This is a genomic window from Escherichia sp. 10290 (assembly GCF_030295155.1).
In the GTDB taxonomy this organism is placed as follows: Bacteria; Pseudomonadota; Gammaproteobacteria; order Enterobacterales; family Enterobacteriaceae; genus Escherichia; species Escherichia coli_F.
The window spans coordinates 2,319,717-2,341,677 of record NZ_AP025741.1 but is presented as its reverse complement, the minus strand read 5'-3'; the positions used below and the strand labels follow the sequence as shown (position 1 = coordinate 2,341,677).

Here is a 21,961-nt window from a genome sequence, read left to right as displayed (position 1 = left end):
TCTTTTTAGATCACAGAGTCATCTCAACTTATTTGGAGATGTGAGCGATCAGGTCCAGAACTTTGTTGGAGTAACCGGTTTCGTTGTCGTACCAGGATACCAGTTTCACGAAGTTGTCGTTCAGAGCGATACCCGCTTTAGCATCGAACACGGAAGTGCAAACTTCGCCGTTGAAATCGGTAGATACTACGTCATCTTCGGTGTAGCCCAGAACGCCTTTCATTTCGCCTTCAGCAGCAGCTTTAACGGCAGCTTTGATCTGCTCGTAAGTTGCAGCTTTTTCCAGACGAACGGTCAGGTCAACTACGGATACGTTCGGGGTCGGAACGCGGAACGCCATACCAGTCAGTTTGCCATTCAGTTCTGGCAGTACTTTACCTACAGCTTTAGCAGCACCGGTAGAGGACGGGATGATGTTCTGGGAAGCACCACGGCCGCCGCGCCAGTCTTTGTGAGACGGGCCGTCAACGGTTTTCTGAGTAGCGGTAGTAGCGTGAACGGTGGTCATCAGACCTTCGATGATGCCGAAGTTATCATTGATAACTTTAGCCAGCGGAGCCAGGCAGTTGGTGGTGCAGGAAGCGTTAGAAACGATGTCCTGACCAGCATATTTGTCGAAGTTAGCGCCTTTAACGAACATCGGAGTGTTGTCTTTAGACGGACCAGTCATAACCACTTTTTTCGCACCAGCGGTGATGTGTTTACGAGCAGTTTCGTCAGTCAGGAACAGACCAGTTGCTTCAGCGACAACGTCAACACCAACTTCGTCCCATTTCAGGTTAGCCGGATCACGTTCAGCGGTAACACGGATTTTTTTACCGTTAACGATCAGATGACCGTCTTTCACTTCAACGGTACCGTCGAAACGGCCGTGAGTGGAGTCATATTTCAGCATGTATGCCATGTAATCAGCGTCTAACAGGTCGTTGATTGCAACGATCTCGATGTCAGAACGTTTCTGAGCAGCACGGAAAACAATGCGACCGATACGGCCAAAACCGTTGATACCTACTTTGATAGTCATATATTCCACCAGCTATTTGTTAGTGAATAAAAGGTTGCCTGTAAAATTACAAAAACCTTACGCAGCGTCAAGCGGAATCGTGTCAATCATTGCGACAAATCAATCCTGTGCCTAAGCATTACGCGACTGACTCGCCTCACTCTTCCTTTGGGCTTGAGACCACATGGGGTCGGCGCCCCGAATTTTAAAGGGCAATTACGATAAAAATGTGATTTTCATCACGATTTAGGTGCAGCCATTTCGTCGAGATCAAGTTTAGGACAAAATTTTGCCAGTTGGTGTTAATGTTTTGTTAGAATCAGTCGCGTAATGTGAGCACGATTAAAGTGAGATGTGAGCAAATGGCTAATAAACCTTCGGCAGAAGAACTGAAAAAAAATTTGTCCGAGATGCAGTTCTACGTGACGCAGAATCATGGGACAGAGCCGCCATTTACGGGTCGTTTACTGCATAACAAGCGTGACGGCGTATATCACTGTTTGATCTGCGATGCCCCGCTGTTTCATTCCCAAACCAAGTATGATTCCGGCTGTGGCTGGCCCAGTTTCTACGAACCGGTGAGTGAAGAATCCATTCGTTATATCAAAGACTTGTCACATGGAATGCAGCGCATAGAAATTCGTTGCGGTAACTGTGATGCCCATCTGGGGCATGTCTTCCCCGACGGGCCGCAGCCAACGGGTGAACGTTATTGTGTTAACTCAGCCTCTTTACGCTTTACCGATGGCGAAAACGGCGAAGAAATCAACGGTTGAAAAAACGATTCAGCAACTTATTCCACAGGAGCGGAAAAATTATGAATCTTGATGACATTATCAACAGCATGACGCCTGAGGTATACCAGCGTTTGTCGACTGCTGTTGAACTGGGAAAATGGCCCGATGGCGTTGCGCTGACCGAGGAACAAAAAGAGAACTGCCTACAGCTGGTGATGCTGTGGCAAGCCCGCCATAATACCGAAGCTCAGCATATGACAATTGACACACATGGTCAGATGGTCATGAAGAGCAAACAGCAGTTAAAAGAAGATTTTGGTATCTCAGCAAAGCCTATTGCCATGTTTAAGTAAGTGGTTTGTCCCCTTTTTGCCGCGGTTATAAAGGGGATAGCCAACAATAACCCCACGACTCATCTCAATTATCTCGCCCCGACCTGGCTAAGTCCCAGCCCGGTCTCTTGCAGTCGCGTTCACGCCTGAATGACTTCTCCTGAACTTAAGTCTCAGACCTATTTGGCCGGTAATCCCTCTCAAATTTGCTCATTTTGCGTTCCACCTTCCATCACCCTGTAACAGACCCAGCCATTTTCTGCGTAATTGTGATCTGAGTTGTAAAACGCAGATCATTATCTGTGTTTTAAAGATTTAATGTTGACCTCAAAAATCATGTGGGTAAGTATGATGGCCATCTAAGCAAAACAAAACACAGAGGATGACGCAATGAAAGCACTGGCTCGGTTTGGCAAAGCCTTTGGCGGCTACAAGATGATCGATGTCCCACAACCCATTTGTGGCCCGGAAGATGTGGTGATTGAAATTAAAGCTGCGGCAATCTGCGGCGCAGACATGAAGCACTACAATGTCGATAGCGGTTCTGATGAGTTTAACTCTATCCGCGGCCATGAGTTCGCAGGTTGTATTGCGCAGGTTGGTGAAAAAGTCAAAGACTGGAAAGTGGGGCAACGCGTCGTGTCGGATAACAGCGGTCACGTTTGCGGCGTTTGTCCGGCCTGTGAACAAGGTGATTTTCTGTGTTGTACAGAAAAAGTAAACCTTGGTCTGGATAACAATACGTGGGGCGGTGGTTTTTCCAAATATTGTCTGGTTCCTGGTGAAATTCTCAAAATTCATCGTCATGCGTTGTGGGAAATCCCTGATGGTGTTGATTATGAGGACGCAGCCGTACTTGACCCTATCTGCAATGCCTACAAATCCATCGCGCAGCAATCGAAATTCCTCCCTGGTCAGGATGTAGTCGTCATCGGCACTGGCCCACTCGGGCTGTTCTCCGTACAAATGGCGCGGATTATGGGGGCGGTAAATATCGTCGTCGTTGGTCTACAAGAAGATGTGGCGGTCCGCTTCCCGGTTGCAAAAGAACTGGGTGCGACGGCTGTAGTAAATGGTTCTACCGAAGATGTGGTGGCGCGCTGCCAGCAAATTTGTGGTAAAGACAATCTGGGACTGGTGATTGAATGCTCCGGTGCCAATATCGCACTTAAACAAGCCATCGAAATGCTCCGTCCGAACGGGGAAGTGGTACGCGTTGGAATGGGCTTCAAGCCTCTTGATTTCTCGATTAATGACATTACCGCCTGGAACAAAAGAATCATTGGGCATATGGCCTATGACTCCACCTCATGGCGTAACGCTCTCCGGCTATTAGCCAGCGGCGCTATCAAAGTCAAACCGATGATCACGCATCGTATCGGCCTGTCGCAATGGCGCGAAGGGTTTGATGCGATGGTCGATAAAACCGCAATCAAAGTGATCATGACTTACGACTTTGATGAATAACTACTCTCCTGAAGGAACGTTATCGCATGGAACAGATAACAAAACCGCATTGTGGTGCACGGCTGGATCGCTTACCGGATTGCCGCTGGCATTCGTCAATGTTTGCTATCGTCGCGTTTGGCTTGCTTGTCTGCTGGAGTAATGCCGTTGGTGGCTTGATCCTCGCGCAGCTGAAAGAGTTGGGCTGGACAGATAATTCCACCACTGCCACATTCTCAGCAATCACGACCGCCGGGATGTTTCTCGGTGCGCTGGTTGGCGGCATCATCGGTGACAAAACCGGTCGCAGAAATGCGTTCATCCTCTATGAGGCCATTCATATTGCCTCGATGGTTGTCGGTGCTTTTTCACCGAATATGGATTTCCTTATTGCCTGCCGTTTTGTGATGGGCGTTGGGCTGGGAGCTTTACTGGTGACGCTGTTTGCTGGTTTCACCGAATATATGCCCGGTAGAAATCGCGGAACATGGTCCAGTCGGGTTTCCTTTATTGGCAACTGGTCATATCCGCTCTGTTCATTGATTGCGATGGGACTCACGCCGCTGATTAGTGCAGAGTGGAACTGGCGAGTACAACTGCTTATCCCTGCAATATTGTCGCTTATCGCTACGGCGCTGGCCTGGCGCTACTTTCCTGAATCCCCGCGCTGGCTGGAATCGCGCGGACGGTATCAGGAAGCCGAGAAAGTCATGCGGAGTATAGAAGAAGACGTCATACGCCAGACGGGTAAACCTTTGCCGCCCGTGGTTATTGCTGATGACGGTAAAGCGCCACAAGCGGTGCCGTATTCAGCCTTACTGACAGGAGTATTACTGAACCGCGTGATATTAGGTTCTTGTGTGCTGATTGCCATGAACGTTGTGCAGTACACACTAATTAACTGGTTGCCAACGATATTCATGACCCAGGGGATTAATTTAAAAGACTCGATTGTTTTAAATACCATGAGTATGTTTGGCGCGCCATTTGGTATTTTTATTGCCATGCTGGTGATGGATAAAATTCCGCGTAAAACAATGGGTGTGGGGCTATTAATCCTGATTGCGGTGCTCGGATATATCTATTCACTGCAAACCAGTATGTTGCTCATAACGCTGATTGGTTTCTTCCTGATTACTTTCGTCTATATGTACGTTTGCTATGCCTCGGCAGTGTATGTCCCTGAGATCTGGCCGACAGAGGCCAAATTACGTGGCTCCGGTCTGGCGAATGCAGTAGGGCGAATCAGTGGTATTGCCGCACCTTATGCCGTTGCAGTGCTGCTCAGTAGTTATGGCGTAACGGGAGTCTTTATTCTTCTGGGGGCGGTTTCAATTATTGTCGCAATTGCTATCGCCACCATTGGAATTGAAACCAAAGGTGTCTCCGTTGAAAGTTTAAGTATTGATGCAGTAGTCAATAAATAATACTGGTGGATTCAAAATGAAAAATTCAAAAGCAATATTGCAGGTGCCGGGCACAATGAAAATTATTTCAGCAGAAATACCTGTGCCTAAAGAAGATGAAGTTTTGATTAAAGTAGAATATGTCGGTATTTGTGGTTCAGATGTACATGGTTTTGAATCAGGCCCGTTTATTCCGCCTAAAGACCCAAATCAAGAAATTGGCCTGGGTCATGAATGCGCCGGGACGGTTGTGGCTGTGGGAAGCCGTGTGCGCAAATTTAAAGCGGGGGATCGGGTAAATATCGAACCTGGCGTTCCTTGCGGTCACTGTCGTTACTGTCTGGAAGGCAAATATAACATCTGTCCGGACGTTGATTTTATGGCGACACAACCCAACTACCGCGGCGCATTAACGCACTATCTGTGTCATCCGGAGAGCTTTACTTACAAACTGCCCGACAATATGGACACGATGGAAGGGGCGCTGGTGGAGCCTGCTGCAGTCGGTATGCATGCCGCGATGCTGGCAGATGTTAAACCGGGTAAGAAGATAATTATTCTGGGAGCGGGTTGTATTGGTTTGATGACGTTGCAAGCATGCAAATGCCTGGGAGCTACGGATATTGCCGTCGTTGATGTACTGGAAAAACGTCTGACAATGGCGGAACAGCTCGGCGCGACAGTGGTTATTAACGGCGCAAAAGAAGACACTATTGCACGTTGTCAGCAATTTACCGAAGAAATGGGCGCAGATATTGTTTTCGAAACAGCGGGTTCTGCGGTCACCGTTAAACAGGCACCTTATCTGGTAATGCGCGGCGGTAAAATTATGATTGTTGGTACTGTACCGGGCGATTCGGCAATCAATTTCCTCAAAATCAATCGCGAAGTCACTATCCAGACAGTATTCCGCTATGCCAATCGTTATCCGGTCACGATTGAAGCTATTTCCTCAGGGCGATTCGATGTGAAATCGATGGTGACACATATTTACGATTATCAGGATGTACAACAGGCATTTGAAGAGTCGGTTAACAACAAACGCGACATTATTAAAGGCGTTATTAAAATTAGCGATTAATTAATACGGGAGAACAGAATATGCTCGCAGATATCAGATATTGGGAAAACGATGCCACAAATAAACATTATGCAATTGCCCATTTTAATGTATGGAATGCAGAAATGTTGATGGGCGTTATCGACGCAGCCGAAGAAGCGAAATCACCGGTTATTATTTCTTTTGGTACAGGTTTTGTCGGGAACACCTCATTTGAAGATTTCTCTCACATGATGGTATCAATGGCAAAAAAAGCAACGGTGCCGGTAATAACTCATTGGGATCATGGTCGGAGTATGGAAATTATTCATAACGCCTGGACTCATGGTATGAATTCATTAATGCGTGATGCTTCCGCATTTGATTTCGAAGAAAATATTCGTTTAACCAAAGAGGCTGTTGATTTCTTCCATCCGCTGGGTATTCCGGTAGAGGCAGAATTAGGGCATGTCGGTAATGAAACCGTTTATGAAGAAGCGCTGGCGGGCTATCACTATACCGATCCTGACCAGGCGGCTGAATTTGTTGAACGTACGGGCTGTGACTCATTGGCTGTCGCCATCGGCAACCAGCATGGGGTTTATACGTCAGAGCCACAATTGAACTTTGAGGTCGTCAAACGCGTACGCGATGCCGTTTCTGTTCCGCTGGTTTTGCACGGCGCATCGGGGATCAGTGATGCCGACATTAAAACTGCAATTTCGTTGGGTATCGCGAAAATCAACATTCATACGGAGCTCTGTCAGGCCGCAATGGTAGCAGTGAAAGAAAACCAGGATCAGCCTTTCCTGCATTTAGAACGTGAAGTACGTAAAGCTGTAAAAGAACGGGCATTGGAAAAAATTAAACTGTTCGGTTCTGATGGCAAAGCGGAATAATGATATGGATAATCTCGACGTTATTTGTATAGGTGCCGCTATTGTTGATATTCCATTGCAACCGGTCAGTAAAAATATCTTTGATGTGGATTCTTATCCTCTTGAAAGAATCGCAATGACCACCGGGGGTGATGCAATAAATGAAGCAACAATTATTTCTCGCCTGGGCCATCGCACAGCATTAATGAGTCGTATTGGTAAAGATGCCGCCGGGCAATTTATTCTCGACCATTGTCGCAAAGAGAATATTGATATTCAAAGCCTGAAGCAGGACGTCAGCATAGATACCTCTATTAACGTTGGACTGGTGACGGAGGATGGCGAGCGGACGTTTGTCACAAACCGTAACGGCAGTCTGTGGAAATTGAATATTGACGATGTTGATTTTTCGCGGTTTTCTCAGGCGAAATTATTATCTCTGGCCAGTATTTTCAACAGTCCTCTATTGGATGGTAAAGCGCTAACAGAAATTTTTACGCAAGCTAAAGCCCGGCAGATGATTATCTGTGCCGATATGATCAAACCGCGGTTGAATGAAACGCTGGATGATATTTGCGAAGCATTGAGTTATGTCGATTATCTGTTTCCTAATTTTGCCGAGGCAAAATTACTCACTGGGAAAGAGACACTGGATGAAATTGCTGACTGCTTTCTTGCGTGCGGCGTAAAAACGGTGGTGATTAAAACGGGTAAAGACGGCTGCTTTATCAAGCGTGGTGACATGACGATGAAGGTGCCGGCGGTCGCAGGAATAACCGCCATCGACACTATTGGCGCAGGCGATAACTTTGCTTCTGGCTTTATAGCGGCTCTGTTAGAAGACAAAAATCTGCGTGAATGCGCACGCTTTGCCAATGCAACGGCGGCTATCTCGGTTCTAAGCGTCGGTGCCACCACCGGTGTAAAAAACAGAAAGCTGGTCGAACAATTGCTGGAAGAATACGAAGGATAATGAAGGCAAATGAAAAAGATACCTTTAGGCACAACGGATATAACGCTTTCGCGAATGGGGTTGGGGACATGGGCCATTGGCGGCGGTCCTGCATGGAATGGCGATCTCGATCGGCAAATATGTATTGATACGATTCTTGAAGCCCATCGTTGCGGCATTAACCTGATTGATACTGCGCCAGGATATAACTTTGGCAATAGTGAGGTTATCGTCGGTCAGGCGTTAAAAAAACTGCCCCGTGAACAGGTTGTAGTAGAAACCAAATGCGGCATTGTCTGGGAACGAAAAGGGAGTTTATTCAACAAAGTTGGCGATCGGCAGTTGTATAAAAACCTTTCCCCGGAATCTATCCGCGAAGAGGTAGAAGCCAGCTTGCAACGTCTGGGTATTGATTACATCGATATCTACATGACGCACTGGCAGTCGGTGCCGCCATTTTTTACGCCGATAGCTGAAACTGTCGCAGTGCTCAATGAGTTAAAGGCCGAAGGGAAAATTCGCGCTATAGGCGCTGCTAACGTCGATGCTGACCATATCCGCGAGTATCTGCAATATGGTGAACTGGATATTATTCAGGCGAAATACAGTATCCTCGACCGGGCAATGGAAAGCGAACTGCTGCCGCTATGTCGTGATAATGGCATTGTGTTACAGGTTTATTCCCCGCTAGAGCAGGGATTGTTGACCGGTACCATCACTCGTGATTATGTTCCGGGCGGCGCTCGGGCAAATAAAGTCTGGTTCCAGCGTGAAAACATGCTGAAAGTGATTGATATGCTTGAACAGTGGCAGCCACTCTGTGCTCGTTATCAGTGCACAATTCCCACTCTGGCACTGGCGTGGATATTAAAACAGAGTGATTTAATCTCCATTCTTAGTGGGGCTACTGCGCCGGAACAGGTACGTGAAAATGTCGCGGCACTGAATATCAACTTATCGGATGCAGACGCAACATTGATGAGGGAAATGGCAGAGGCTCTGGAGCGTTAAATACTCAACACGATTCACCTCTGTTTCTGTGAAAACTGTGATGAAAATCTGTGATTCAAACAGGTTATTTTGAAAGTAAACATCGGTTATGCGATAATCGCGCTAATGTGATGTAAAAAGATACAGGGGTGTAATCGTGGCGGCAAAAGACAGGATTCAGGCAATTAAGCAAATGGTTGCCAACGATAAAAAGGTGACAGTCTCAAATTTGAGTGGGATTTTTCAGGTAACCGAAGAAACCATTCGCCGCGATCTTGAGAAGCTGGAAGATGAAGGCTTTTTGACCAGAACCTATGGTGGTGCTGTTTTAAATACAGCGATGTTGACGGAGAATATCCATTTTTATAAGCGCGCTTCATCGTTTTATGAAGAGAAGCAGCTTATTGCACGCAAGGCACTACCCTTTATCGACAATAAAACCACTATGGCAGCCGATTCCAGTAGTACCGTTATGGAATTGCTCAAATTGTTGCAGGACCGTAGTGACCTGACGTTGCTAACTAACTCGGCGGAAGCGATTCATGTTCTGGCTCAATCAGAAATTAAAGTCGTTTCAACGGGGGGGGAACTAAACAAAAATACACTTTCCCTGCAAGGAAGAATTACTAAAGAGATCATCAGCCGCTACCATGTCGATATCATGGTAATGAGTTGTAAAGGTCTTGATATTAACAGCGGCGCGCTGGACTCTAACGAAGCGGAAGCTGAAATCAAAAAGACAATGATCCGTCAGGCGACAGAAGTTGCGTTATTGGTTGATCACTCTAAGTTTGATCGCAAAGCTTTTGTCCAGTTAGCTGACTTTAGTCATATTAATTACATAATAACTGATAAATCACCGGGTGCAGAGTGGATAGCATTTTGCAAAGACAATAATATCCAGCTGGTGTGGTAATTTAAGCACACGTTGTCAATATTATTTGTTCCTGCGCCTGGAAAATAAAATGATGATAAAGATGCGGCAAGTGAATTTGCCGCAATTGCTACCTTTTTAGCAAATCCGAGGCACCTAATGGAACAATATGATCAAATTGGCGCAAGACTGGACCGCTTGCCTTTGGCCCGGTTTCATTATCGTATATTTGGTATTATAAGCTTTAGTCTGTTATTAACGGGTTTTTTGAGTTATTCAGGCAATGTTGTTTTAGCAAAGCTGGTAAGCAATGGATGGTCAAATAATTTCCTCAATGCCGCCTTTACCTCGGCATTAATGTTTGGTTATTTCATCGGCTCTCTTACCGGTGGGTTCATCGGTGATTATTTTGGGCGGCGCAGGGCTTTTCGCATAAATCTTCTCATCGTCGGTATTGCGGCAACAGGGGCCGCTTTTGTCCCTGATATGTACTGGCTCATTTTCTTTCGCTTCCTGATGGGCACAGGAATGGGGGCGCTGATTATGGTTGGCTATGCTTCGTTTACGGAGTTTATCCCCGCGACGGTGCGTGGAAAATGGTCCGCGCGGCTGTCATTTGTCGGTAACTGGTCGCCCATGCTGTCTGCGGCGATAGGCGTGGTGGTTATCGCTTTTTTTAGTTGGCGGATAATGTTTCTGCTGGGTGGTATTGGCATACTGTTAGCCTGGTTTCTCTCAGGTAAATACTTTATTGAGTCGCCTCGATGGTTGGCGGGGAAAGGACAAATCGCAGGTGCAGAAAGCCAACTTCGTGAAGTAGAGCAGCAAATTGAAAGAGAGAAGAGTGTTCGTTTACCCCCGCTTACTTTGAATCAGAGCAACAGCAAGGCTAACGTAATCAATGGTACTTTCTGGCTGCTGTTTAAAGGGGAAATGTTACGACGTACATTAGTTGCGATTACTGTTTTAATTGCAATGAACATTTCACTTTATACCATCACCGTATGGATACCGACCATATTTGTTAACTCCGGTATTGATGTTGATAAATCAATATTAATGACTGCTGTTATTATGATTGGCGCTCCGGTAGGTATATTTATTGCGGCATTAATTATTGATCATTTTCCTCGTCGATTATTTGGCTCCGCCTTGCTTATTATTATTGCCATGTTAGGCTATATCTATTCAATTCAGACTACAGAGTGGGCGATTTTAATCTATGGCCTGGTGATGATCTTCTTTTTATACATGTATGTTTGCTTCGCGTCGGCGGTTTATATCCCGGAGCTTTGGCCAACGCATTTACGCCTGCGCGGTTCGGGTTTCGTTAATGCCGTCGGACGGATCGTCGCGGTCTTCACGCCTTATGGCGTTGCGGCACTATTAACGCATTATGGGTCAATCACGGTGTTTATGGTGCTTGGCGTGATGTTAGTGCTCTGTGCGCTGGTTCTCTCCATTTTTGGCATCGAAACGCGGAAGGTGTCGCTGGAAGAGATTTCTGAGGTGAATTAAATCTTTCGTTGATGGCGTCAATTGCCAGATGTACCACTGACGTGTTTTATCTGGCCTACAATGGCAGTACAGAATTGTAGGCCAGCATAAAATTACTCCTGCGTCTCTTCCCAGTCTGCCAGCGTATATAGCGTTGCCCCAGCTGCTGACATCTCCATAAACGCGTGCGCACTGTCCTGTGGCTGGATATTCACGCCACGACAACCATCGGTAATCACATTAACCTTATAACCTAACTGTAACGCGTCCAGCACGGTAAACTTCACGCAATAGTCAGTAGCCAGGCCCATAATGATCAATTCATCGATTTCATGATCGCGTAACCAGTCATCGAGCGTGGTTTTCTGCCGACGGCCGTTATCAAAAAAGGCACTGTAACTGTCAACTAAAGGATTTTCGCCTTTATGGAACACCGCTGCGATCGCTTTTTGGTTCAGTAACGGATGTAATTGTGCGCCTTCACTGTTCTGCACACAGTGATCTGGCCAGAAGGTTTGTGGCAAACCGTCGAGTTGGCCTGGCGTATAAGGCTCTACACCGTGCTGACTGGCAAAACTGCCGTGATTCGCCGGGTGCCAGTCTTGACTGGCGATAACCGCTTCACCGCGCGACTGGCACCAGTCAATCAGGCGGTTAGCGACATCCACCGTACTGTCACCTTCCGGCACGGCGAGCGCGCCACCAGCACAGAAATCATTTTGTAAATCGACCAGTAACAGGGCGCGAGGGGGCATTGCAGTCTCCTTAATCATCCGGCGTCAGTTCGCCGCGCAGGTTTTGGCTCATGGCCTTGCGAATGGTTTCAGTATCCAGTTCCTGGCTAAGCAGGTAATGCAGTTTTGTTAGCGTAGCTTCTACTGTCATATCAGCTCCACCAATGACGCCGGCATGGGCGAGGGCGTTACCGGTGGCATAACCCCCCATGTTCACTTTACCGGACATACATTGTGTCAGGTTGACTACCACAATTCCGCGATCGCTGGCTTCTTGTAATTCTTGCAGGAAGGCTTTGTTTTGTGGCGCATTACCCACGCCATATGAGCGCAGAATCAATGCTTTCACCGGTTGGCGCAGAAAATTGCGCACGACGTCAGCAGAAATCCCCGGATAAATCGTCACTACGCCAATTGGTTGTGGGGTGATTGGATGAACGATCAATTCCCCTTCACCGTGCGGGGCGGGGGGCGTATTCAAACGACGAATATGGATACCTGCTTCCAGTAACGGAGGAAGGTTTGGAGAGGCAAACGCATCAAAACCATCGGCATGGGCTTTGGTGGTACGGTTGCCACGATAAAGTCGATTATTAAAAAAGAGAGTTACTTCGTTGATAGGATAATTCGCCGCAACGTACAACGCATTCAGCAGATTAATTTGTCCGTCAGAGCGTAACTCAGCCAGCGGGATTTGTGACCCTGTCACAATGACCGGTTTACCGAGATTCTCGAGCATGAACGACAGCGCAGAGGCGGTATACGCCATCGTGTCGGTGCCGTGCAGAATGACAAAACCATCATAGTCGTCATAATGCGCTTTAATATCTTCAGCAATATGCTGCCAGTCTTCTGGCGTCATATCTGAAGAGTCCATCAGCGGCGTATATTCATGAATGGTGAAATCTGGCATCTCCGGGCGATGGAATTCCGGCATCAGCGCCAGTTGGCGTTGTAGATGACCTGACACCGGAATATAACCCTGCTCGGAACGCTGCATCCCGATGGTCCCGCCCGTGTAGGCGACGTAAATTGATTTCTTTTGCATGATATTGATATGAATGATATCGAAAGAGCAAAAGTATATACGTGAGGGGCAGCGAGCGCACCTGGATACTCTGTGGATATGAGAAAAGTCCGGCAGAACGGAGGGATTAGTGTCCCGCCGGAGAAAAGTGGTTAATCCTGCAACGCATAGGTTACGGTGGTGACTACGCGTACCGTTTTATTAATCGCCGTAGGATCATCTTCATCACTGCCACTGGCGAAGATCTGGAACACGCCTTGTGAGGCATCGCTAATTGACCCCACCTGGCTACCTGAGTCCGTTGCAAATTGTAATGCTGCGTTGCGTGCATCTTTGGTGGCGGCGGCAATCATCTCAGCGCGCAGTGCGCCAATACCATTAAAGCGATAGGCGACTTTGCTCTCAGCGATAGCGCCCTCCGTAGCGACTTGCAGTTCGTTTAATTTCGCGACGACTTTTTCGACAGCAGCAACATTATGGGTTTTTATCGTCACTGACCCGTCTGCGTTATAGCGTGGCATTGTGGGATCATCTTTCAGATAAAAGGAATCAGTTCGCTTGCTTGTCCATTGGCCCAGGGTTATCTCTTTCTCGTTAATCCCCTGAGCATTGAGTTCGGCAACAATTTTTTTCTGCGCGTCTTCCAGTTTCGGGAACAGTTCGCCGGGTATATTACCCTTAAAGTTAATCGCAATTGTTAATTCTGCCGTATCTGCGCGAACTTCTTTTTCAGAAAGCCCACGCACATTTACATAACGGTTATTGGTTTTTAAATGTTTAACACCATCGCCAACAAAATAACCACAGGCGCTAATCCCCAGTCCGAGGACGATAGCGGCAATTAAAGAGGGGGCCTTATTCACTGATGACTCCATATCAGATGCTAAATGAGCAAGGGAATGTAGTGGAGAGAGGGAGTGAAAGACAGTCCGATTCAGGAGTGTGGCCGACAGCATATCGGCCACATTTTTGCAGGATTTAACGCACGTTGGCGCAGGTCAGGCAAAACGCATAACGGTTTTGTGGGTCGTTAAACGCTGCCAGCTTGTCGCTTTCACTTTTAACGGTAGAGGCTACCGAGGCCAGCGGTGCAGGTAACATGGCCTGGAACGCATCTGGCAACATTGCCCGGACAGAACCAGACATATTGTCCATCACTTTGTCGAAGAAGGTCGGTTCATCAACGTAGTATTCCAGATGCCACTGTTTCACTTTTGCCAGCTCTGCTGCTTTGGCAACCGCATCATCGAAATCCCCGAGACTATCGACCAGCCCGTTAGCTTTTGCATCCTGACCGGTCCAGACGTGGCCCTGGGCGATTTTATCAATCTGCTCCGGCGTCGAATGACGCGCATCAGCAACCAGCGTGATAAAGCGTTTATAGCCATTCTCAATGCTTAACTGCATCATCTGCTGCGCTTCCGGCGGCAGTGCCTTGGTGATAGAAACATCCGCCAGCGGTGAAGTTGAGACGCCATCGGTATGAACACCAATCGAATCCAAACTATTTTCTACGGTAGTGACCACGCCGAAGATACCGATAGAACCGGTCAGGGTGCTGGGGTTAGCCACAATGTAATTAGCTGGCGTGGAAATCCAGTAACCACCAGATGCCGCCATGCCGCCCATCGATACAACCACAGGCTTACCCGCTGCCCTGGCAGCTGCCAGTTCAGCGCGAATCACTTCAGAGGCGGTAACGCTGCCGCCAGGGCTATTAACACGCAGAACAATCGCTTTCACTTTCGGGTCAAGGCGAGCGTCGCGGATTTGTGCCGCAGTGGTATCACCGCCAACATTCCCCTGAGTTTCCTCGCCATCCATAATTGCGCCATTCGCGAAGACGACACCGATGCTGTCACCGGTATCTGCCGGCGTTTTCAATGCGTAATCGTAATAACTGATGGCGCGATAATTTTTATCAGTCTTACTCCAGCCGAACTCTTTGGTCAGAGCTTTTTCGATTTCGGCACTTGATGCCAGTGCATCGACCAGCTTGTTTTCCAGCGCATATTTCGCGGTATCGCCACCGGTTTTGGTTAAACCCTCAAGCAACCCTTGCGCACCAGGGAATACCTGCTGAGCAGGGATCTGCCGGTTAGCGGCAACAGTATTCAGATAGTTTTGCCACAGCTCACCGATCCAGCGGCTGTCAGCTTCGCGGGCTGCCGGTGACATATCATCACGAATAAACGGTTCAACGGCAGATTTATACGTACCCACGCGGAACACATGGGTGGAAACTTTCAGCTTATCCAGTAACGATTTGTAGTACAGACCGTTGGTAGCAAAACCGTGCAGATCCACCACGCCTTGTGGAGATAGCCAAATTTTGTTGGCGAAACTGGCGAGATAATATTGCCCCTGGCTGTAGTTCTCGCCTATGGCATAAACTGGTTTCCCGCTGTCACGAAACTCTTTCAGGGCTTTGCCGATGTACTGCATAGACGGCTGGTCGCCGCCTGCGAAGTTTTTCAGATCCATCACGATACCGGTGATATTGCGGTCATCCTTCGCCTGGCGAATGGTGTTGACGATATCAAACAGTGAGTTTTCCTGCAGACGATCGGAACTGGCACCAAGGAGCTGGCGGCTTAGCTTACTAAACCGCTGAGAACTGTCGGGTTTATCGACGATTACACCAGATATGTCCAGCAGCAGCGCGCCACGACTGGCCGTTTCTTTCGAATCACCACCACTGACCTGCATCCAGATCCCCACACCAACCAGTACGAGAAAAATAAAGAACAGGTTAAGTACCATTTCACGGACGAAATTCAGCAGACGCCACGTCCATTTAAAAAATCCGGCAATAAATCGCCAAAGGGTTCGCATGTATTCTCCCAAATTAAGGTCACACCTGTCACAGGCGCAATAGATGTGGTTATCGTAATGACCCAACCGGCACTTGTCAGCAGGAATTGCGGACTGTGCTGTAACAAAATCCACTCTCGTGTTAATTTTGTGAATAAATATCATGACAGGAGTTAATCAAATGGATGCACTCGAACTATTGATCAATCGCCGTAGCGCCTCCCGCCTGGCTGAACCTGCGCCAACGGGTGAACAACTGCAAAACATCCTGCGTGCGGGTATGCGTGCCCCGGACCATAAGTCCATGCAACCGTGGCATTTTTTTGTGATTGAAGGGGAAGGACGCGAGCGTTTCAGCGCATTATTGGAACAGGGGGCGATTGCTGCCGGTAGTGATGACAAAGCTATCGACAAAGCGCGTAATGCGCCGTTCCGCGCACCGCTCATCATAACGGTGGTGGCAAAATGCGAAGAAAATCATAAAGTCCCGCGCTGGGAACAGGAAATGTCTGCGGGATGTGCGGTCATGGCGATGCAAATGGCAGCAGTTGCCCAGGGGTTTGGCGGCATCTGGCGCAGTGGCGCATTAACTGAAAGTCCGGTAGTGCGTGAAGCATTCGGTTGCCGTGAGCAGGATAAAATTGTCGGTTTTCTCTACCTTGGTACGCCGCAGTTGAAAGCATCTACATCGATAAACGTTCCGGACCCGACGCCGTTTGTGACTTATTTCTGATAATTGTCGCGAAACTGTCTGGATTGTGAGCAAAGGCGCAGGAATTCAGACACTCTCACTTATCACTTCATGGAATGAGGGTTACCATACCCGGATTGCATTGACAGGAGATGTCCATGAGCGAGAACTCGATTCGTTTGACCCAATACAGCCACGGTGCAGGTTGCGGCTGTAAAATTTCCCCAAAAGTGTTGGAAACCATCCTGCACAGTGAGCAGGCGAAGTTTGTTGATCCGAATTTGCTTGTGGGTAATGAAACCCGCGACGATGCGGCGGTGTACGATCTGGGCAATGGCACCAGCGTTATCAGTACCACCGACTTCTTTATGCCGATCGTTGATAATCCTTTCGATTTTGGCCGCATTGCGGCGACTAACGCCATCAGCGATATCTTCGCGATGGGTGGCAAACCGATTATGGCGATTGCGATCCTCGGCTGGCCTATTAACAAACTTTCCCCTGAAATTGCCCGCGAAGTAACCGAAGGTGGACGCTATGCATGCCGTCAGGCGGGTATTGCGCTGGCTGGCGGTCACTCCATCGATGCGCCGGAGCCGATTTTTGGTCTGGCGGTAACGGGGATCGTACCGACCGAGCGGGTGAAGAAAAACAGTACTGCACAAGCCGGATGCAAACTGTTCCTGACGAAACCGCTGGGAATTGGCGTTCTTACTACGGCTGAGAAAAAATCACTGCTGAAACCAGAACATCAGGGACTAGCGACGGAAGTGATGTGCCGGATGAACATCGCAGGCGCGTCCTTTGCCAACATCGAAGGCGTAAAAGCGATGACTGACGTGACTGGTTTTGGTCTGCTGGGGCATTTGAGCGAAATGTGTCAGGGTGCTGGTGTGCAGGCGCGAGTCGACTATGAAGCGATCCCGAAACTGCCGGGGGTTGAAGAGTACATTAAGTTGGGCGCAGTGCCTGGCGGCACCGAACGTAACTTTGCCAGCTATGGGCATCTGATGGGTGAAATGCCGCGTGAAGTGCGCGATCTGCTGTGCGATCCGCAAACTTCTGGCGGTCTGCTGCTGGCGGTCATGCCGGAAGCAGAAAATGAGGTCAAAGCTACAGCCGCCGAGTTTGGCATTGAACTGACGGCGATTGGCGAACTGGTGCCAGCGCGCGGCGGTCGTGCCATGGTTGAGATTCGTTAAGTCGATGCGGTTGTTTATTGCCGAAAAACCGAGTCTGGCGCGCGCCATTGCTGATGTCCTGCCCAAACCGCACCGGAAAGGCGATGGCTTTATCGAGTGCGGTAATGGCCAGGTGGTGACCTGGTGTATCGGTCACCTGCTTGAGCAGGCGCAGCCAGACGCCTACGACAGTCGCTATGCGCGCTGGAACCTGGCCGATCTCCCCATTGTCCCGGAAAAGTGGCAATTACAGCCCCGACCCTCCGTGACTAAACAACTTAATGTCATCAAACGCTTTCTGCATGAAGCCAGCGAAATCGTTCACGCCGGTGACCCGGACCGTGAAGGGCAATTACTGGTAGATGAAGTGCTGGACTACCTGCAACTGGCACCGGAAAAGCGCCAGCAGGTGCAGCGTTGCTTGATCAACGACCTGAACCCGCAGGCGGTTGAACGGGCGATCGATCGTCTTCGTTCCAATAGCGAGTTTGTACCGCTGTGCGTTTCCGCGCTGGCGCGAGCGCGTGCCGACTGGCTGTACGGCATCAATATGACCCGCGCGTACACCATTCTCGGTCGTAATGCGGGTTATCAGGGCGTGCTTTCCGTGGGACGCGTGCAGACGCCCGTGCTCGGGCTGGTGGTGCGCCGCGATGAAGAGATTGAAAACTTCGTGGCGAAAGACTTCTTTGAAGTCAAAGCGCATATCGTGACACCTGCCGATGAGCGGTTTACCGCTATCTGGCAACCGAGCGAAGCGTGTGAACCGTACCAGGATGAAGAAGGGCGCTTGTTACATCGTCCGCTGGCGGAGCATGTAGTTAACCGCATCAGCGGCCAACCGGCTATTGTCACCAGCTATAACGATAAACGGGAATCAGAATCCGCACCGCTGCCGTTTTCGCTTTCGGCGTTGCAGATTGAAGCGGCTAAACGCTTTGGTCTGAGTGCGCAGAACGTGCTTGATATCTGCCAGAAGTTGTACGAAACGCACAAGCTAATCACTTATCCGCGTTCCGATTGTCGCTATCTGCCAGAAGAGCATTTTGCCGGACGCCACGCAGTGATGAATGCCATCAGCGTTCATGCACCGGGCTTGTTACCGCAGCCAGTGGTCGATCCAGATATACGCAACCGCTGCTGGGATGACAAAAAGGTCGATGCACACCACGCCATCATCCCGACCGCGAGGAGTTCTGCCATCAACCTGACGGAAAACGAGGCGAAGGTCTATAACCTGATTGCTCGTCAGTATTTGATGCAGTTCTGTCCGGACGCGGTGTTCCGCAAGTGTGTTATCGAACTGGACATTGCCAAAGGCAAATTTGTCGCTAAAGCCCGTTTTCTTGCTGAAGCAGGCTGGCGCACACTGTTAGGCAGCAAAGAGCGCGATGAAGAAAACGACGGCACGCCGCTGCCTGTGGTGGCGAAAGGCGATGAGTTGCTGTGTGAAAAAGGTGAAGTGGTAGAGCGGCAAACCCAGCCGCCGCGCCATTTTACCGATGCAACACTGCTTTCGGCGATGACCGGGATCGCGCGCTTTGTTCAGGACAAAGATCTGAAAAAGATCCTTCGTGCCACCGATGGTCTGGGGACAGAAGCAACCCGTGCCGGGATTATTGAACTGTTGTTCAAGCGTGGCTTTCTGACCAAAAAAGGGCGCTATATCCACTCCACCGACGCCGGAAAAGCGTTATTCCATTCGCTGCCAGAAATGGCTACGCGACCGGACATGACCGCGCACTGGGAATCGGTGCTGACGCAAATCAGCGAAAAGCAGTGTCGCTATCAGGACTTTATGCAACCGTTGGTGGGGACGCTGTATAAGTTGATTGATCAGGCCAAACGTACGCCGGTGCGGCAGTTTCGCGGCATAGTGGCTCCAGATGGAGGAGAAGGAAATAAAAAGACTTCACCCCGTAAGCGAGCAGCGAAAAAAAGCCCGCCAGCAGCAGAGGCGGGCAGTGGAGTGATAATGTAATGCTCTGATGCAGTCAGTTTTCGTAGGCCAGATAAGGCGTTCACGCCGCATCTGGCATAAACGCCTGAAACGGCGCTAATGACTTAAATCACACCCTGCGCCAGCATCGCATCGGCAACCTTCACAAAACCGGCAATGTTCGCGCCCTGCACGTAGTTGGTTTGCTCACCTTCACCACCATGCTCAACACAGGCATGGTGGATATCCAGCATGATGTGATGCAAACGTGCGTCAACTTTCTCGGCTTTCCAGCCCAGGCGCGCAGCGTTTTGCGCCATTTCCAGGCCGGATGTAGCTACGCCACCAGCATTAGCCGCTTTACCCGGTGCAAACAGTACGCCTGCCTGCTGGAACAGTTCAGTCGCTTCGATGGTGGTCGGCATATTTGCCCCTTCGGCGACGGCTTTAACGCCATTGGCGATAAGCTGATGCGCGGCGTCTACATCCAGTTCGTTCTGGGTGGCGCAAGGCAGGGCGATATCAACCGGTACAGACCACGGCTGTTGGCCTTCGAGATAGACCAGGCCAAATTTTTTGGCGTAATCTGCCACTCGACCATCGCGGCTGGCTTTGATTTCGATAAGACGTGCCAGTTTCTCTTTAGTGAATCCGCTTTCATCAACGACAGTGCCACTGGAGTCTGACGCAGTAATCACACGGGCACCAAATTCCATCGCTTTTTCGATAGCGTACTGAGCGACGTTGCCGGAGCCAGAAACGGAAACGCGCATCCCTTCAAAACCCATACCGTGGCGTTTTAGCATTGCCTCGGTGAAATAAACCAGACCGTAGCCGGTTGCTTCCGGGCGAATAAGACTGCCGCCAAAAGAAAGCCCCTTACCGGTGAAGACGCAGGCGGTATTGTTGGAGAGCTTTTTCATCATCCCCGCCATAAAGCCGACTTCACGACCACCAACGCCGATATCACCTGCCGGAACGTCGGTATCTGCGCCCAGGTGGCGATACAGTTCAGTCATTAGCGCCTGGCAGAACCGCATCACTTCGCCTTCGCTTTTCCCTTTCGGGTCGAAATCGCTGCCGCCTTTACCACCGCCCATCGGCAGAGTTGTCAGGGCATTTTTGAAGGTTTGTTCAAAGCCGAGGAATTTGAGAATGGAGAGATTTACCGATGGATGGAAGCGCATACCACCTTTGTACGGGCCGATGGCGGAGCTGAACTGCACGCGCCATGCACGGTTGACCTGTACCTGGTTGCGATCGTCAACCCATACCACGCGAAACTGGATCACGCGCTCCGGTTCAACCAGACGCTCCAGTAATGACATCTGACGATATTTTGGATTTTGTTCAAGAAAAGGCCAGAGTGTGGTCATTACTTCACGAACGGCTTGCGCGAACTCGGTTTGATTCGGGTCGCGCTTTTGGACATGGTTGAGGAATGACTCCAGAGAATATGTCTGATCCATAGATATAAAACCCTTATATATTAATACGATTATGCTTATGTTGTTTATGTCATGTGCTTTCGCAGTTTTCGACTATACCATCAAGAATGTGACGGTAAGCAAGAAAAAAATGACTCACGAAAGCAAATTAATAACGGGAGAAATCTCATAACCAAAAGCGATAACTCAGACGCTAAAGTTTTGCCGCCAGGCTACCGTTATCAGTAGCAGAGACAAAAACGTTAAGGAGTTCCCTGTGAGTCGAGCATTGTTCGCCCTAGCATTGGCATTTCCATTCATTGCACTGGCTAACCCGCATTATCGTCCGGACGTGGAGGTAAACGTACCGCCTGAAGTATTCAGTTCAGGCGGGCAGTCAGCGCAGCCCTGTACTCAGTGCTGCGTCTATCAGGATCAAAACTATTCTGAAGGGGCGGTAATTAAAGCCGAAGGAATACTGCTGCAATGCCAGCGGGATGACAAAACTCTTAGCACTAATCCGCTGGTCTGGCGGCGCGTAAAGCCATAAACGCCTCTAATAGTGGAATGTCAGCAGGGGCCAGCGGATATTGCAGCGCCTCTTCAGGTGAGCACCAGACCAGCGCCTGATGTTCATGTGCCTGTAACGTCCCGTGGAAGTCGGGTACGTGCCAGGCATGAAGATGGATAATCCGCCCCGACACTTCTCGCTGATGGCTGGCAACATACTCACCCACAGTTGCTTCGATGCCCAATTCTTCGCGTAACTCACGCACCAGCGCCTGCCGCTGGCTTTCATCCGGCTCGACTTTACCACCGGCAAACTCCCATAATCCCGCCTGATCGCTATGGGCGGGGCGTTGAGCGAGTAAAATTTTGCCATCACGTTCGATGATGGCGGCAACAACTTCAATCATATTCATAAATTACACACGGGCAGATAAGCGAAAAATGCCATAATATCCGCACTGTTGCTCAATCAGAAAGGCTTTAT

At 49.3% G+C, this 21,961-nt stretch carries 21 protein-coding genes; 14 read left to right on the top strand and 7 right to left on the bottom strand.

Annotation, left to right across the window (positions count from 1 at the left end; genetic code table 11):
• Positions 1–28: 28 nt before the first annotated feature.
• Positions 29–1,024, bottom strand: coding sequence for a glyceraldehyde-3-phosphate dehydrogenase (gene gapA / locus QUE74_RS11840; protein WP_000153502.1), 996 nt, complete (start codon positions 1,022–1,024; stop codon positions 29–31).
• 341 nt (positions 1,025–1,365) lie between these two features.
• Between gapA and msrB the strand changes: the two genes are divergently transcribed.
• The 10 genes from msrB (at position 1,366) to QUE74_RS11790 (ending at position 11,175) form a co-directional block, all read left to right on the top strand.
• The gene (gene msrB / locus QUE74_RS11835; RefSeq protein ID WP_001284618.1) at positions 1,366–1,779 is read left to right on the top strand and encodes a peptide-methionine (R)-S-oxide reductase MsrB; all 414 of its coding nucleotides are present in this window, start codon (positions 1,366–1,368) and stop codon (positions 1,777–1,779) included.
• 41 nt (positions 1,780–1,820) lie between these two features.
• Positions 1,821–2,093: a YeaC family protein gene (locus QUE74_RS11830; RefSeq protein WP_001354719.1), complete on the top strand. Its 273-nt coding sequence runs from the start codon at positions 1,821–1,823 to the stop codon at positions 2,091–2,093.
• 369 nt (positions 2,094–2,462) lie between these two features.
• Positions 2,463–3,539, top strand: coding sequence for a zinc-binding dehydrogenase (locus QUE74_RS11825; protein WP_000645201.1), 1,077 nt, complete (start codon positions 2,463–2,465; stop codon positions 3,537–3,539).
• A gap of 26 nt (positions 3,540–3,565) precedes the next feature.
• Positions 3,566–4,945 (top strand): MFS transporter, encoded by a 1,380-nt coding sequence (locus QUE74_RS11820; protein ID WP_000435310.1) that lies wholly within the window; start codon positions 3,566–3,568, stop codon positions 4,943–4,945.
• 16 nt (positions 4,946–4,961) lie between these two features.
• A complete protein-coding gene (locus tag QUE74_RS11815; RefSeq protein WP_000798095.1) occupies positions 4,962–6,005 on the top strand; it encodes an NAD(P)-dependent alcohol dehydrogenase in 1,044 nt (347 codons plus the stop codon).
• 20 nt (positions 6,006–6,025) lie between these two features.
• On the top strand, positions 6,026–6,862 hold the full coding sequence (locus tag QUE74_RS11810; protein ID WP_000878882.1) for a ketose-bisphosphate aldolase: 837 nt from the start codon (positions 6,026–6,028) through the stop codon (positions 6,860–6,862).
• Positions 6,863–6,866: 4 nt separating this feature from the next.
• Positions 6,867–7,814, top strand: a complete 948-nt coding sequence (locus QUE74_RS11805) for a sugar kinase (RefSeq protein WP_001354718.1) — start codon at positions 6,867–6,869, stop codon at positions 7,812–7,814.
• A gap of 9 nt (positions 7,815–7,823) precedes the next feature.
• Positions 7,824–8,804, top strand: a complete 981-nt coding sequence (gene ydjG, locus QUE74_RS11800) for an NADH-dependent methylglyoxal reductase (protein WP_000723726.1) — start codon at positions 7,824–7,826, stop codon at positions 8,802–8,804.
• Between the two features lie 136 nt (positions 8,805–8,940).
• Positions 8,941–9,699 carry a DeoR/GlpR family DNA-binding transcription regulator gene (locus QUE74_RS11795; RefSeq protein ID WP_000719088.1) on the top strand — a complete coding sequence of 253 codons (759 nt, stop codon included), beginning with the start codon at positions 8,941–8,943 and terminating at the stop codon, positions 9,697–9,699.
• A 117-nt stretch (positions 9,700–9,816) separates the two neighbouring features.
• Complete coding sequence (locus tag QUE74_RS11790) at positions 9,817–11,175, top strand: MFS transporter (protein WP_000438818.1); 1,359 nt, start codon at positions 9,817–9,819, stop codon at positions 11,173–11,175.
• Between the two features lie 92 nt (positions 11,176–11,267).
• On the opposite strand, the gene pncA is transcribed toward QUE74_RS11790, so the two are convergent.
• The 4 genes from pncA to sppA form a co-directional block, all read right to left on the bottom strand.
• Positions 11,268–11,909, bottom strand: a complete 642-nt coding sequence (pncA, locus tag QUE74_RS11785) for a bifunctional nicotinamidase/pyrazinamidase (RefSeq protein WP_001135079.1) — start codon at positions 11,907–11,909, stop codon at positions 11,268–11,270.
• A gap of 10 nt (positions 11,910–11,919) precedes the next feature.
• Positions 11,920–12,936, bottom strand: a complete 1,017-nt coding sequence (ansA, locus tag QUE74_RS11780) for an asparaginase (RefSeq protein WP_001170162.1) — start codon at positions 12,934–12,936, stop codon at positions 11,920–11,922.
• 131 nt (positions 12,937–13,067) lie between these two features.
• Complete coding sequence (locus QUE74_RS11775; RefSeq protein WP_001030438.1) at positions 13,068–13,778, bottom strand: SIMPL domain-containing protein; 711 nt, start codon at positions 13,776–13,778, stop codon at positions 13,068–13,070.
• Positions 13,779–13,893: 115 nt separating this feature from the next.
• The gene (gene sppA, locus QUE74_RS11770) at positions 13,894–15,750 is read right to left on the bottom strand and encodes a signal peptide peptidase SppA (protein WP_001259795.1); all 1,857 of its coding nucleotides are present in this window, start codon (positions 15,748–15,750) and stop codon (positions 13,894–13,896) included.
• Between the two features lie 160 nt (positions 15,751–15,910).
• On the opposite strand from sppA, the gene QUE74_RS11765 reads away from it, so the two are divergent.
• The 3 genes from QUE74_RS11765 (at position 15,911) to topB (ending at position 19,582) form a co-directional block, all read left to right on the top strand.
• The gene (locus QUE74_RS11765) at positions 15,911–16,462 is read left to right on the top strand and encodes an NAD(P)H nitroreductase (protein WP_000339269.1); all 552 of its coding nucleotides are present in this window, start codon (positions 15,911–15,913) and stop codon (positions 16,460–16,462) included.
• A gap of 116 nt (positions 16,463–16,578) precedes the next feature.
• Positions 16,579–17,622 carry a selenide, water dikinase SelD gene (selD, locus tag QUE74_RS11760; RefSeq protein WP_001295485.1) on the top strand — a complete coding sequence of 348 codons (1,044 nt, stop codon included), beginning with the start codon at positions 16,579–16,581 and terminating at the stop codon, positions 17,620–17,622.
• 4 nt (positions 17,623–17,626) lie between these two features.
• Positions 17,627–19,582, top strand: a complete 1,956-nt coding sequence (topB, locus tag QUE74_RS11755) for a DNA topoisomerase III (protein WP_001235823.1) — start codon at positions 17,627–17,629, stop codon at positions 19,580–19,582.
• Positions 19,583–19,665: 83 nt separating this feature from the next.
• Here topB and gdhA read toward each other — a convergent pair whose 3' ends face one another.
• A complete protein-coding gene (gdhA, locus tag QUE74_RS11750) occupies positions 19,666–21,009 on the bottom strand; it encodes an NADP-specific glutamate dehydrogenase (protein WP_000373049.1) in 1,344 nt (447 codons plus the stop codon).
• Between the two features lie 235 nt (positions 21,010–21,244).
• On the opposite strand from gdhA, the gene QUE74_RS11745 reads away from it, so the two are divergent.
• The gene (locus tag QUE74_RS11745) at positions 21,245–21,517 is read left to right on the top strand and encodes a YnjH family protein (RefSeq protein ID WP_000085223.1); all 273 of its coding nucleotides are present in this window, start codon (positions 21,245–21,247) and stop codon (positions 21,515–21,517) included.
• Here QUE74_RS11745 and nudG read toward each other — a convergent pair.
• The gene (gene nudG / locus QUE74_RS11740; RefSeq protein ID WP_001055956.1) at positions 21,483–21,890 is read right to left on the bottom strand and encodes a CTP pyrophosphohydrolase; all 408 of its coding nucleotides are present in this window, start codon (positions 21,888–21,890) and stop codon (positions 21,483–21,485) included. The genes QUE74_RS11745 and nudG overlap by 35 nt on opposite strands.
• Positions 21,891–21,961: the final 71 nt, after the last annotated feature.

Coding starts and splice junctions, on each gene's coding strand:
- gapA (WP_000153502.1), bottom strand. CDS start 1,024: ATGACTATCAAAGTAGGTATCAACGGTTTTGGCCGTATCGGTCGCATT.
- msrB (WP_001284618.1), top strand. CDS start 1,366: ATGGCTAATAAACCTTCGGCAGAAGAACTGAAAAAAAATTTGTCCGAG.
- QUE74_RS11830 (WP_001354719.1), top strand. CDS start 1,821: ATGAATCTTGATGACATTATCAACAGCATGACGCCTGAGGTATACCAG.
- QUE74_RS11825 (WP_000645201.1), top strand. CDS start 2,463: ATGAAAGCACTGGCTCGGTTTGGCAAAGCCTTTGGCGGCTACAAGATG.
- QUE74_RS11820 (WP_000435310.1), top strand. CDS start 3,566: ATGGAACAGATAACAAAACCGCATTGTGGTGCACGGCTGGATCGCTTA.
- QUE74_RS11815 (WP_000798095.1), top strand. CDS start 4,962: ATGAAAAATTCAAAAGCAATATTGCAGGTGCCGGGCACAATGAAAATT.
- QUE74_RS11810 (WP_000878882.1), top strand. CDS start 6,026: ATGCTCGCAGATATCAGATATTGGGAAAACGATGCCACAAATAAACAT.
- QUE74_RS11805 (WP_001354718.1), top strand. CDS start 6,867: ATGGATAATCTCGACGTTATTTGTATAGGTGCCGCTATTGTTGATATT.
- ydjG (WP_000723726.1), top strand. CDS start 7,824: ATGAAAAAGATACCTTTAGGCACAACGGATATAACGCTTTCGCGAATG.
- QUE74_RS11790 (WP_000438818.1), top strand. CDS start 9,817: ATGGAACAATATGATCAAATTGGCGCAAGACTGGACCGCTTGCCTTTG.
- pncA (WP_001135079.1), bottom strand. CDS start 11,909: ATGCCCCCTCGCGCCCTGTTACTGGTCGATTTACAAAATGATTTCTGT.
- ansA (WP_001170162.1), bottom strand. CDS start 12,936: ATGCAAAAGAAATCAATTTACGTCGCCTACACGGGCGGGACCATCGGG.
- sppA (WP_001259795.1), bottom strand. CDS start 15,750: ATGCGAACCCTTTGGCGATTTATTGCCGGATTTTTTAAATGGACGTGG.
- QUE74_RS11765 (WP_000339269.1), top strand. CDS start 15,911: ATGGATGCACTCGAACTATTGATCAATCGCCGTAGCGCCTCCCGCCTG.
- selD (WP_001295485.1), top strand. CDS start 16,579: ATGAGCGAGAACTCGATTCGTTTGACCCAATACAGCCACGGTGCAGGT.
- topB (WP_001235823.1), top strand. CDS start 17,627: ATGCGGTTGTTTATTGCCGAAAAACCGAGTCTGGCGCGCGCCATTGCT.
- gdhA (WP_000373049.1), bottom strand. CDS start 21,009: ATGGATCAGACATATTCTCTGGAGTCATTCCTCAACCATGTCCAAAAG.
- nudG (WP_001055956.1), bottom strand. CDS start 21,890: ATGAATATGATTGAAGTTGTTGCCGCCATCATCGAACGTGATGGCAAA.